This window comes from Actinomyces sp. Marseille-P3109, assembly GCF_900323545.1.
Taxonomy (GTDB): Bacteria; Actinomycetota; Actinomycetes; order Actinomycetales; family Actinomycetaceae; genus Actinomyces.
On sequence record NZ_OOHN01000008.1, the window covers coordinates 3,018,942 to 3,031,592 of the forward strand.

At 67.8% G+C, this 12,651-nt stretch carries 8 protein-coding genes; 6 read left to right on the plus strand and 2 right to left on the minus strand.

The features are described from left to right. Positions 1-208 precede the first annotated feature (208 nt). The 3 genes from BQ8008_RS12950 to BQ8008_RS12960 all read left to right on the plus strand — a co-directional run bounded on the left by BQ8008_RS12950 (position 209) and on the right by BQ8008_RS12960 (position 3,383). The gene (locus tag BQ8008_RS12950; RefSeq protein ID WP_108834999.1) at positions 209-1,510 is read left to right on the plus strand and encodes an oligosaccharide flippase family protein; all 1,302 of its coding nucleotides are present in this window, start codon (positions 209-211) and stop codon (positions 1,508-1,510) included. A 148-nt stretch (positions 1,511-1,658) separates the two neighbouring features. Beyond that, positions 1,659-2,393 (plus strand): CDP-alcohol phosphatidyltransferase family protein, encoded by a 735-nt coding sequence (locus tag BQ8008_RS12955; protein WP_108834411.1) that lies wholly within the window; start codon positions 1,659-1,661, stop codon positions 2,391-2,393. A gap of 96 nt (positions 2,394-2,489) precedes the next feature. Continuing rightward, positions 2,490-3,383 (plus strand): hypothetical protein, encoded by an 894-nt coding sequence (locus BQ8008_RS12960; RefSeq protein WP_108834413.1) that lies wholly within the window; start codon positions 2,490-2,492, stop codon positions 3,381-3,383. 93 nt (positions 3,384-3,476) lie between these two features. Here BQ8008_RS12960 and BQ8008_RS12965 read toward each other — a convergent pair whose 3' ends face one another. After that, positions 3,477-4,652 carry a glycosyltransferase family 4 protein gene (locus tag BQ8008_RS12965; RefSeq protein WP_108834415.1) on the minus strand — a complete coding sequence of 392 codons (1,176 nt, stop codon included), beginning with the start codon at positions 4,650-4,652 and terminating at the stop codon, positions 3,477-3,479. After that, on the minus strand, positions 4,649-5,782 hold the full coding sequence (locus tag BQ8008_RS12970) for a DUF1972 domain-containing protein (protein WP_108835001.1): 1,134 nt from the start codon (positions 5,780-5,782) through the stop codon (positions 4,649-4,651). The genes BQ8008_RS12965 and BQ8008_RS12970 overlap by 4 nt, the downstream gene beginning before the upstream one ends. Positions 5,783-6,572: 790 nt before the next feature. On the opposite strand from BQ8008_RS12970, the gene BQ8008_RS12975 reads away from it, so the two are divergent. The 3 genes from BQ8008_RS12975 to BQ8008_RS12985 all read left to right on the plus strand — a co-directional run bounded on the left by BQ8008_RS12975 (position 6,573) and on the right by BQ8008_RS12985 (position 12,440). Next, entirely contained in the window at positions 6,573-8,162 is a 1,590-nt protein-coding gene (locus tag BQ8008_RS12975) for a hypothetical protein (RefSeq protein ID WP_108834417.1), read from the plus strand. 155 nt (positions 8,163-8,317) lie between these two features. Then, entirely contained in the window at positions 8,318-8,986 is a 669-nt protein-coding gene (locus BQ8008_RS12980; RefSeq protein ID WP_108834419.1) for a hypothetical protein, read from the plus strand. Positions 8,987-9,392: 406 nt separating this feature from the next. Next, positions 9,393-12,440, plus strand: a complete 3,048-nt coding sequence (locus BQ8008_RS12985) for a LamG domain-containing protein (protein WP_108834421.1) — start codon at positions 9,393-9,395, stop codon at positions 12,438-12,440. Positions 12,441-12,651 lie beyond the last annotated feature (211 nt).

Consider the following 12,651-nt stretch of genomic DNA (forward strand, 5'->3'; position numbering starts at 1 on the left):
TCCCGCAGGTGCCGAGGATCGTGGACGATCTGCGGATATGTCAGGCACCGCAAGCCATTCGATGGCTGAAGAAGGTGCTGGATCGACGGTGAGGCCGGCCGCTCGACGCCTGTCGCTGCGGCGGCTCGGTGGGTCGCTGCGGCGAGGATCGTCGTCGGGTGCCAGCTGGTCGTCTGTGGGAACCACAGCCGTCGCCAAGGTCCTGGTCATGGGTGTCTCGGGCGTCTTCGGCCTGGTCAATACCAGTCTCATCATCAGGCACTTCGGTGCCGACGCCTTCGCTCAGTACGGCCTGCTGGCCACCTTCCCCACCCTCATGCCCTTCACGGACCTGGGGATCGGCGCGGTCATCCTCAACACGGTGGCGGGCTCGACCGACCCGGCCCACGACTCGACCGTGCGGCGCACGATCACCACCGCCATCCGGGTGCTGCTCGGGTCCGCCCTGGTCGTCAGCACGGTCGGCATCGTCCTCATGCTCCTGGGGGCCTGGCCCTGGCTGCTGGGGGGCAAGCTCATGGAAGGCGGTGGGCTGACCGCCACCGTCTGTCTCATCATCTACGCCGCGGCCCTGCCGATGTCCGTGGGGCAGCGCGTCATCATCGGCCTGGGGCGCTCGGCCACGCAGGTCATCAGCCAGGGCGTCGTCTCCCCGGCCATGTCCTGCTTCCTGCTGCTGGCCATCGTCACCGGCCTGGGGCGCGGCAACGCCGTGTCCATCTACTCCTACATCGCCAACGCGCTGGTCTCGGTCATCTGCATCATCGTCGCCTGGCGCGCCACCAGGCCCCTGTTCGCGGGGGCCCTCAGGGACGTGCCGCGTGTCCGTAGCGTGCGGGGCGTGCGCATCGTCAACACCGCGGGCCCCCAGCTGCTTCAGTCCCTGGCCATCCCGATCGCCTTCCAGACCGACCGGCTCCTCCTGTCCCACCTGGGCCAGTCGCAGGCCCTGGCCGAGTACAACCTGGCCAACAACCTGTTCAACATGCTCACCCAGACCGTCATGGCGGCCGGGGTCGCCATGTGGCCGATGTTCGCCCGTGCCCGTGCTGACAAGCGCATCGAGAACCCCTTCAAGCCGGCGATGCTCTTCAGCGGGGGCGGCTTCGTTCTGGCGCTCGCGCTGGTGGCCGTCACTCCCTGGGCCGCGCGCGTCATGTCCCACGGCAAGATCGTCCTGCCTGCCGCCCTCGTGTGGGCCTTCGCCGTCTACGTCGCCGTCGAGGCCGGCAAGCAGCCGCTGGGCATGTACATGACCGATCCGCGCGGGCTGCAGTTCCAAGTGGTTCCGGTGCTCGTCCTGGTGCCGATGAACCTCGCCATCTCCTGGGTCCTCATTGGGCCGTTCGATGCGGCCGGCCCTATCCTGGGCTCAGTGATCTCTGTGATCCTGTGCCAGATCATGCCGTATGCCTGGTGGGTGCGCCGGGACGTGGCCAGGCGCCGCCGCGAGCTGGCCGAGCAGCAGGCGCGGGAGACGGGCGGTGACGCCGTTCCTCCTGGTCGGTAGCTCTGAGCCGCCCCCGCGGCCCGGGCGCCCGCAGCCGCCTGCCCGCGCCAACCACTCCCCGCCGCTGCCTGTCTTCCCTCGTCGCGGTCCATCATCACTGTCCATCCACCCCGGTCCGACTCACGGGCCCCATCCAAGGAGACGCTTCATGAGCTCCCCTGCCGGTTCCCCCACCATCGCCGAGAACATCAGGGCGCTGTCCCGCGCCCAGAAGTCCAAGGCCGGTGCCCCCCTGTACTCCCGTATCGTCAACCGCCCCGCGGGCCGGGTCCTGGCCGCCGTCGCCCACCGACTGGGCGCGACCCCGGACCAGGTAACGGTGCTCTCGGCGCTGTGCACCTACAGCGGCATCGCACTCATCGCCCTGTGGCGTCCCACGGTCGTGTCCGCAGTGGCGACCGCCCTGCTGCTCATGCTGGGATACGCCCTTGATGCCGCCGACGGACAGCTGGCGAGATTGCGCAATGGTGGATCGAAGGCCGGTGAATGGCTGGATCATGTCGCCGACGTCATTAAGCTCTCCACAATTCATGGGGCCATTGCGATCTCCCTTTTCCGGTTCACGGATCTGCCTCCCTCGGTCCTCCTTATTCCACTCGCATTCGGGGCGGTTCAGAATATCCACTTCTTTAGTTACATCCTGACCTATCAGCTGCGTTATCACGGCGGTACGCCGATGGCCAAGGATGAGGCCCGTCCGGGCATGATCAAGTCGATCCTCTCGGCACCCACGGACTACGGGCTCATGTGCTTCGTGCTCATGACCCGCTTCGCCCCTACGGTCTTCCTGTGGATCTACGGCGTCATGCTCCTGGGCTGCGCGGGCTACGTGGCACTGGCTCTGCCCAAGTGGTACCGCGACCTGCGGCGCGACACCCAGTAGGTCGTCGGCCCCGCAGGTCTGGCGCCACCGACGGACCGGGGCCGGTGTAGCCAACGGTTCATGACCCGTTCACGCAATCATCGCTTAAGGATTCTCATGTCACTGCTTACCGGCCGCAAGGCACTACTGGTCTATACCGGACGCAAGGATGGTCTGGGCAACCGTGTACGGGCCCTGCTGTCCGCCCAGGCCCTGGCCCGCGTCGAGAATCGTGACCTCTATTACGTGTGGAGTACCGACGAGTACTTCGGCCCCCGGATGGACGAGCTGTGGCACTTTCAGGAGGGCACCTCGGTATCGCGACTGACCTCCCGAGCGCTCATTCCTCTGGCCCGGTACCGCCAGCCCAGGGGCGTCCGGGTCACGCCCGCACTGCGCCGCGCCCACCTGTGGCAGATCCGCTCCCACGGCCTGCCCGTCACCTGGGAGGACCCGGCCTGGAGCGAGGGGGCATCGGGCACCGGGCCGCGTCCCTGGACCGAGCTGCTGCGCGAGCTGACCCCCGTCGACCAGATCGCCGATCAGGTGCGCTCCATCTACGACGCTCACCTGCGTGGACGCCCCTACGTCGGCATCCAGGTGCGCACCCACGCGGTTTCTCACGCCAAGACGATCGAGTCCTCCCCGGTGGAGTGGTTCGCGAACCGGATGCGTCAGATCCGCGCCGACCACCCCGACGTCCCCTTCTTCCTGTCCTGCGACACCCCCGAGGCTCAGGAGCAGCTGGCCGGTGAGTTCACCGGCTGCGTGTTCCTCACCGACAAGGGTGGCTACAACACCACCGCCGGCGTGCGTGCGGGACTGGTCGACCTCTACCTGCTGGCCAGCTCCCAGCACCTCATCGGGGCCTCCTTCTCCAGCTTCGTGGAGATGGCCGTCTTCCTGTGCGACGGCGCCGTGCCCTTCGAGCGGCCCGACCAGCCCCTCGAGGGCGAGTTCAGCCTGTCCCTGGGGCTGGCCGAGGACCCCCTGCGCCCCGCCCAGCGCTGATACCCCGCCGAGCCGGGCATTTTTCGCGTAGCCCTACCGTTTTTCCGTAGGGCTACGCGAAATCTGTCGGTCTCGGTGGAACCGGCGGGGGCCTCAGTGATCGAGGAGCTCGCCCATGATCCGGGCCATGGTGGCTCGGTAGCCGGCCACGGAGAACCGGTCGGCAGCCTCGCGCTCGCCCTGCTCGGCCAGCCTGGCCGCCAGAGCCGGGTCCGCCGCCAGGGTCCCGAGGGCCTCGGCCAGAGCCGCAGCGTCGTCGGCGGGCACGAGCAGGCCGGTGATCGCGTCGGTGACGACCTCCGCCAGGCCCTGGACCCGGGAGGCCACAAGCGGCCGGGCGGCGTGCATCGCCTCGACCGCCGTGTTCCCGAAGGGCTCGGCCCGCGAGGGCACGACGACGGCGTCGGCGGCCTCCAGCACCGGCCAGGTGGGGCGCACGTAGCCCAGCAGCTCGACGTGCCCGTCCAGATCCGGCTGGGCGGCGCGCTCGCGCAGCTCCTCCTCGTACCACTCGTAGCCGGGGAAGACCGACCCGCACACGCTCAGGGAGGCATCCACCCCCGAGTCGCGCAGCAGCCCGACGGCGTCCAGGGCCACGTCCACGCCCTTGCGCGGGGAGAGACGACCCACCATGGCGATCCGGAACGAGTCGCCGGGCTGCCTACGACGCAGGGGCGCCAGAGGTTGGTCCGGACCGGCGACCCCGTTGTGGACCACCTCCGTGCGTGAGGCGAGGCGCGGCTGGACGTCCAGGAGGGCGTCACGGGCGGCGCCGGAGTTCGCCACGATCCGGGAGGCCGCCAGGAGGGGCGCGTTGAGTCCGGTGCGGATGATCCGGCGCTGGGTGTCCTCGGCCTCGTGGACGTGCGCCAGCACGGGGATGCCCGCCGCGCTCGCGGCCACCGGCCACCACGGGATCGTCACCGTGTTGGTCAGGACCGCCTCGGCCCGGCTGGCGCGGATGACCGTCCGTAGGCGCGCGATCTCCGGGGCGGCCTGAGCCGACAGTCTCGTCAGGCCCTTGGGACTCAGCAGGGCCTTGCGCAGGACGGTGAACGGCATGACGGCTACGCGGGCCCCGGCCTCGCGCAGCACCTCGACCAGGGGGCCGTCCAGGGGCAGGGCCACGAGGACCTCGTGGCCGGCGTCGATGAGCCCGTGAATGGTCTCGACCAGCTGCCAGTCCGATCCGTAGAGGTCGGGGGAGGGGTGAGCCACGAGGATCCGGGTGGCGCCGGCGTGGTCACCGCCCGCCCGGCCCCGGCTCACAGGCTCACCTTCCCGGTGCGGCGCCCGGAAGGGCGGTGGCGCGAGGGGCCCTCGAGCGCCAGGCGCCTAGCCAGGGCCTCGTAGCCGGAGGCCACCTCGTCCCAGTCGTAGAGGACGGCCCGCTTGCGGGACTCCTCGCCGCGCGCGGCCTGGGCCTCGACGTCGGACTCGGCGGAGGTGACCAGGGCGGCCACATCGTCGGGCGAGGTCCAGTAGCGCCCGGCCTCGCCCAGGACCTCCCGGTTGAAGGAGACGTCGAAGGCGTCCACCGCGGCCCCGGCGCCGATCGCGCGCAGGAGGGAGGGGTTGGTGCCCCCTACGGAGTGTCCGTGGTAGTAGACCAGAGCCCCGGCGTAGAGCGCGTCGAGCAGCTCCTGGTCCCACAGGCCGCCCAGCAGGCGGACCCGCTCGTCGGCCAGGGCCTCGATGCGGGCGGTGTACTCGTCGGCGTACGGGGCCGAGCCGACGACGACCAACGGCAGCGTGGCGCCGGAGTGAACGTAGCCCTCGACGATGACGTCGATGTGGTTCTCCACCTCGAAGCGGGCGACGACCAGGTGGAAGCCCTTGGGGTCCAGGTCCAGCTCGGCCAGGCGCGAGGTGTCCGCAGTGATGCGGGGAGCCCCGTAGGAGATGAGGTCGGTGGGGGCGTTGAACTCGTCGGTGTAGTAGTCGGCGATGCCTTGGGCGTCGGCGATGAGGGCGTCGGAGTAGCGCACGGCCAGGGCCTCGGCCGCGCGGTAGTAGCGCTTACCGGTGGGGCCCCACTTGCCGCGGCGCCACTCCAGGCCGTCGACGTGGGTGGCCACCGGGACTCGTGCGGCGCGCAGCGCGGGCAGGAAGGGGGAGTTGGCGGCGTTGAAGACGAAGGCGGCGTCGGGGTGGGTGCGGCGCAGTAGGTGGACCACCGACAGGGCCGTGTGCGACAGGGTCTCCAGGCTGCGGTTCTTGACCGAGGGCAGCTCGATCAGCCGCATTCCCAGATAGGTACTCGGAAGCGGGGTGCTCGGCTCGGGGTTGCGGCAGTAGACGAGGACCTGGTGGCCGCGGTCTGCCAGGCGCCGGCCCACCTCCTCGATGGCGGTCTCAAAACCTCCGTACCGGGCGGGGACGCCTCGCGTCCCGATCATGGCGATGCGGAGCCTGTCCGGGTTCACAGCAGTCAACGGAGTCCTTTCAAGGGGCGGCGGAGCCGGGAGGGGGGTGGGAACCGGTGGGCCCGGTCGAACGCGACAGTCGGATGAGACGTCGGCCGCGGGCCACCGAGAGTGGCGGGAGGAGCGGTGGCGACGGCGGATCCGGGCTCTCGCCCGCGCGCTGGCTGATCCCGGTCTCGGCTCGGTGCTGATTGGGGACCGGACCAGTGCTGGATCGCCGAGCGTGCCGGCGTCAAGCCGGGACGGCCGTACCGCACATACCCGGTCAAGAGTCTAGAGGCAGCCGGCGCTGCGCTCGAGCGATACGGAAAGCGGGATGCTTCGGCTGCGAGAACAGGACGCAGGGGGCGGTAGGAGGAACGGTTGTAGATCCCCTCCGTGGGAACGATGCAGGGACCCTCCGTGGGAACGGGGTGGAGACGGAGGTGTGAATGCCGGCTCGGTCACCGAGGTGAACGATCCATTCCCACCTGAATGACGGCTGGGAATTTGGGGTGAGAATCGGGTGTGGAACGCCGGCTCAATGAGTGAGAGGCTATCGATGGGAAAAGCGTCCATGAGGTGCAGACCTGCTCGATTAGTGATTGATGCCACAACAGAAGATGCAATAAAGTCTCTTCGAACCGTTACCAAAGAGTTACCTCTGTAATAGCCTCGTGACTGGCGCCGGTCTCGCTGTCTGCCGTTCGGGTCTGAGGTGGGGCTGCCCCGTCGTAGCGCGCCGCTTACCCAAGTTCCCTCACGTCTTAAGAACGGAGCACTCGTGCACCCTTTCCGTGCTGTTTCCAGTGTGGGGGCGGTTCTTGCCGCCCTTCCCCTCGCTCTAGGCGCTCTCGTCACTCCCACTATCACCCCTCAGGCCGCAGCGGCTCAGGGGCAGACGACTCTCGCCTCCCCTCAGGCCCTGCCCACCGCCCAGATCGACGGCGTTGTCTGGGATCAGGCGGTTGTCGGCAACACGGTCTACGTCGTCGGGGAGTTCGAGAACGCTCGCCCGGCCGGTGCCGCTCCCGGCGAGAATGAGTCTCGTCGCTACAACGCCATGGCCTACGACATCACCACGGGTGCCCTGCTCGACTGGGCGCCGAAGGTCAAAGGCAGGGTCAGTGCGGTCGAGGCCTCGGCCGATGGTTCCACCATCTACCTCGGTGGCAACTTCAACTCCGTCAATGACGAGGCCGTCTACCGCGTTGCCGCAGTGGATGCCGCCGGCCAGCGCAAGCCGCTGTCGGTCTCGGCCAATGGGGCGGTCATGGACCTTGAGATCTCCCCCGACGGCTCCACCCTCTACATGTCCGGCTCCTTCACCCAGCTCAACTCCTCGGCACGCCAGCGTGCAGGCGCCGTGGACCTCAAGACCCAGAAGGTGACCAGCTTCGCCCCGTCCATTGACGACTCCGTGGCGCGCTCCATCACGGTGGCGGCCGACAACTCGGCGGTGGCTGTTGGCGGCTCCTTCAGCTCGGTGGGCGGCTCCTCCAACGGCTACGGTGTCGCCATCCTGGAGAAGGATGGATCACTGCGCCAGTCCAATCTCTCCAATGTCATCCGTAATGCCGGGGAGCACTCCGGCATCATGAGCCTGAAGTCCGACTCCCGAGGGCTCTACGGCACGGGCTACTCCCAGGAAGGCACCTTCGAGGGGATGTTCCGGGCTGACTGGTCCACCGGCAACATCAACCTCATGGCCGACTGCCACGGCGACACCTATGACGTGCTGCCCACCAACGATGTCATCTACATCGCCAGCCACTCCCACGACTGCAGCAACATCGGGGGCTTCCCCGAGCGCTCGGGCGAGGGCATCTACCACCATGCCGTTGGCTTCTCCAGCAACGCCACCGGCACTGTGGGCCGCAACCAGGCCTCGGGCTACAGTGACTACGAGGGTCAGCCCGCCCCCACCCAGTACAACGGCTTCCTGCCCGGTTTCCAGAACGGCCAGTACACCGGCCTGAGCCAGGCCGTCTGGACCGTTGAGGGCAATGACAAGTACCTTGTCTACGGCGGTGAGTTCGTGGCCGTCAATGGAGCCTCCCAGCAGGGACTTGTCCGTTTCTCCATGAGTGGTGGCGACCCCAACGCCAACAAGGGTGGCGACCCCAACGCCAACAAGGGTGGCGACCCCAACGCCAACAAGGGTGGCGACCCCAACGCCAACAAGGATGATGACAACAACGCCAACAAGGGCGATGACAACGGCGACAACGACAATGGCGATAAGAAGGACAGGAAGGATAAGAGGAAAGACTGGGATCAGGATGGAGGCTGGGACCAGGACGGGGACCAGGACGGAGACGGAAACGGAGATTGGGGCTGGGACAACAACCGGCGCGGAGGCTGGTGGTGGTGACCATGAGGCCCGCTGAGCTTGCTGATCACGGTGAGTTTTCCGCTGAATCATCCGGTTCTATGGAGGGGTGTGGTGTGCTCCCGGACTCAGTGGACGCTGAGGGCGCCGTCCCTCGCGGTAGAGGTCGTACGCTTCGACACGTGTCACGAACTCGTATGCTGATCCTGCCCACCGTCCTGGTCCTGGGGCTGGGGCTGGCCGCTTGCGGAAGCGGAAAGTCCCACAGCGCCTCCACCTCCTCGGCGTCGCCATCCATGTCCGCCACTGGCTCGACGTCGGCTCCCGCTGCCTCGTCAGCCCCTGCCACCCCGACGGTCCAGACCGCGCAGCCCACGACGGCGCCCGCGTCGCCGTCGGACAGCGCCGCCACCCCGGACGCCTCGTCGATCGACCCCAAGGCCGTCGAGAGTGGTGACCTGTCGAAGGATGAGTACCCCGAGGTTCCGCTCGACAAGTCCGTCAGTATCGACGGGGGCGTCGTCATCTCACTGGGGCAGCTGCAGTCGCAGGACTTCGCCAGCGGCCCGGGGGAGGTCGGGGGCTCCGGTGTCCTGGTGCCGGTCACGGTGACGAACAACTCCGGACAGGACCTTTCTCTGGCCAGTGTGCTGTCCACCACTGTCAACTACGGTGAGGGCTCAGGAACGCCCGCCAGTGAGATCATCTCGGCCTCGGACGCGGCGCCCGCCACGCTCGCCGCCGGTCAGACTGTGACCGTCAACCGTGCCTTCGTCGTCCCGGCCGAGGGGCGCGGGAGCGTCAAGGTTGTCGTCGACCTGGGGGCTGACCACGGGGCCGCCACCTTCCGGGGAGCGGCCGGCTGATGTGAGAGCCGACTCCCGGGCTTCTCAGTGCACATCGAGGCGCCGCCCGCACACGCTTGCGTGTGCGGGCGGCGCCTTGGCGTGCCGGTAGATGTTGCCTCGTCGTGATATTGTCTGGGGTTGTTCTGGAAACCGCCTGAATGAGGTCTTGCGTGGCGGGCCAGTTCGAACGGCCGTCGGCCGTGAGGGGCGCGGACTACCTGGAATGATGCTCGAACCGCACAATCTGACCAAAAGGTCGGCGTCGCGCTGGGCGTCCAATGATTGTGGGATGAACTAAAAGTTCGGCAAATGTGTTGTTGGCGGTGTACTATAAGCCAGCCCGACGACCCTGGCCGGGTGCGGAATACCAGCCATTCATAAGGTTGCGTATCCGTGATCTGAGTATGTTCTGAACGGAATACCTGTGAAGCTCCCCCGCCGATTCCTGAGCGGCCTGCTGGCCGCGGCTCTTGTTCCCCTTGGTGCCATCACACTCGCCCCGGCGGCGCCAGCCGCCGCCGATCCGGCCCCCGCCGGTGCTGCCGGTGCGCCCGCCACTGTCTCCGCCGACGCCTTGCCCACCGCCCAGATCAACGGCATTGTCTGGGACCAGGTGGTGGTGGGTGACATCGTCTACGCCGTCGGCAGGTTCTCCTCGGTCCGCCCCGCGGGCTCGCCGGCCGGGCAGAACGAGTCGCCGCGCGGCAACGCGATGGCCTACAACATCAACACCGGTGAGGTCCTCGACTGGGCTCCCACCACTAACGGCACCATCAACACGATCGCCGCCTCCACCGACGGTCAGACCCTCTACCTCGGTGGAGAGTTCACGACGATCAACAACCAGACGGCGTGGCGCGTCGGCGCGGTCAGGGCCGCTGACGGCCAGCGTGCCCCGCTGGGTGCCGCCGCCAACGGCAGCGTCAAGGCGCTCAGCGTCTCCACTGACGGCCAGACCCTCTACATGGGCGGTGCCTTCACCCAGATCAACTCCTCGGCTCGGCAGCGTGCCGCTGCGCTCAACCTGGGAACCCAGCAGCTGACGGGCTTCGCGCCAAAGGTGGACAACTACTATGTGCGCAGCATCGTCGGAGCCTCCGACGGCTCGGCCGTGGCCATCGGCGGAGCCTTCGAGTCCGTCGAGGGCAGCGACAAGCCCGGCTACGGCATCGCGATCCTCGAGAACGACGGCAGCCTGCGTCACAACAACGCCTCCAGCGTCGTGCGCGGAGCCGGCGCCTGGGCGTCGGTCATGAGCGTCAAGGCCGACGAGCAGGGCCTGTACGCCGCGAGCTACTCGCAGACCGGCTCCTTCGAGGGCGTCATGCGCCTCAACTGGAACACCGGGGACATCGACTACATGGCCGACTGCCACGGTGACACCTACGACATGCTGCCCGCGGGCGACGTCGTCTACGCGGCCAGCCACTCCCACGACTGCTCCAACATCGGTGGATTCCCCGACGTCACCAACCAGTACCACAACGCGGTGGCTTATACGAATGCTCCCACCGGGACGGTCGAGGCGACTCACCACCGCAGCTACCAGAGCTACGAGGGTCAGGCGGCCACCACCAACCTCAACTTCTACCCGGACTTCACACCGGGCAAGATCTCCGGAGCCAACCAGGCCACCTGGACCGTTGAGGGCAATGACAAGTACGTCGTCTACGGCGGCGAGTTCCTGGCCGTCAACGGCACCGCCCAGCAGGGCCTGGTGCGCTTCGCCCGGCGCGACATCGCCCCCAACAAGCAGGGCCCCATGGAAAAGGGCGGTGCTTTCAAGGTCACCGGCTCCTCCCCGCGCGCCGGTGTCGTGTCCCTGTCCTTCAAGGCCAACTGGGACCGCGACGACAAGACTCTGACCTACAACGTCTACCGCGACTCCATGAATGGCCAACCGGTCTCCAGCCAGTCGGTGACCGCCGGCTTCTGGGAGCGCTCCGACCTCAGCGCCACCGACGTCGTCGACCCCGGAACCACTCACCGCTACCGGGTTCAGGTGACGGACCAGTGGGGGGCCTCCACGGTCTCGGACTGGGTGACGGTCAAGGCCGGTGAGGGGCAGGGCCTGAGCAAGTACGGGGCTCGCGTCCTGGCCGACGGCGCCGCCCACTACTGGTCCTTCGACGAGACCGACGGCGACAAGGCCGAGGACTTCGTGGCCCAGCGCAACATGACGATCCGCGGCGAGGCCTACAAGCGCGGTGGCGAGTCCGTCCTGGGCTCCGGCGCGTCGCTGGCCATGACCTCCGACAGCAACAACAAGTCGCACGCCGCGACACGAGTGGCCTCCCAGGCGCCCACCGCCTTCTCCATGGAGGCCTGGGTCCGCACCACCTCCACCTCGGGTGGACAGATCATGGGCTACGGGTCCTCCGAGGACAACCAGTCGTGGAGCCGAGACCGAATGGTCTACATGCGTAACGACGGAACGCTCAGCTTCATGCTCTACCCGGACAGGCTGACCACTGTCACGACGCCCAAGAGCTACAACGACGGCCAGTGGCACCACATCGTGGCCTCCATGAGCCCGACCGCCGGCGCGACGCTCTACGTGGACGGCAACCTCGCCGCCTTCGACGGCACCATGACCAGCGGGCAGAGCTACTCCGGCTACTGGCGCATCGGTGGGGACTCGCTCAACGGTGTCAACGGCCAGCCCTCCAACACCAACATCCAGGCCGACATCGACGAGGCCGCCGTCTACAGCACGCCGCTGTCGGCCCGCCAGATCGCCGAGCACTACACCGCCGCCACCGGCAAGGAGGTCCAGCCCGACGACAAGGGCGACAACAACGGTGGCAAGGGTGATGCCGGCAAGGATAAGCAGGAGGCTGGCAAGGCCCTGCTGGACGACTCCTTCGAGCGCAGCGTGAACAGCGGCTGGGGCAAGGCCAACACCGGCGGTGACTGGAAGACCACCTGGAACGCCGCGGCCTTCTCGGTCGACGGTGCCAGTGGCCGTATCGCCATGGCCGGTCCGCGCTCCTCGGCCTCGATCATCTCCGATCAGATCAAGTCGACGTCCACCGACGCCGTCGTGGACTTCTCCCTGGACGCGGTGCCCTCCGGGAACGGCGCCTTCATCTCCTACGCCGCCCGTACGACCAAGGCCGGCCAGTACCAGGCCACGGTCCGCATCGGTAGCGCCGGCAACCCGGTCGTCACGGTCTCGCGCGTGGTCAAGGGACGGGAGACCGCCCTGGGCACCTATGTCCTGCCGCAGCCCTACACGGCCGGCCAGCCCCTCCACCTGCGCATGGTGGTTGACGGCGCGGAGTCGACCAACATCCAGGCCAAGTTCTGGGCCGGGGACACCGAGCCCGCCGAGTGGGGGATCGAGGTCGTCGACAACGACAAGACCCTCAACGAGGCCGGCACCGTGGGGGTGACCACCTACATGTCCGGTTCGGCCGGGCCGGAGACCGTCACCCTGTCGGTCGACAAGGTCACCATCAAGCAGCACTGACGCCGTCGGGCGCAGCGCTCATACGGGTCGGGCCGGGAGGAACGTGCTTCCTCCCGGCCCGACCCGTTGCGGTACGCGATGCGAACAGTCGTCGGCGGAGTGGGGTGTCACAACGTCGAGGCGATCCGTTTCTCCGCCGACGCATACACCTTGCCGGACACCTGTGGCTCCACCGCTCAAGACTCGGTCACTCCCCGATACGTCACACGGT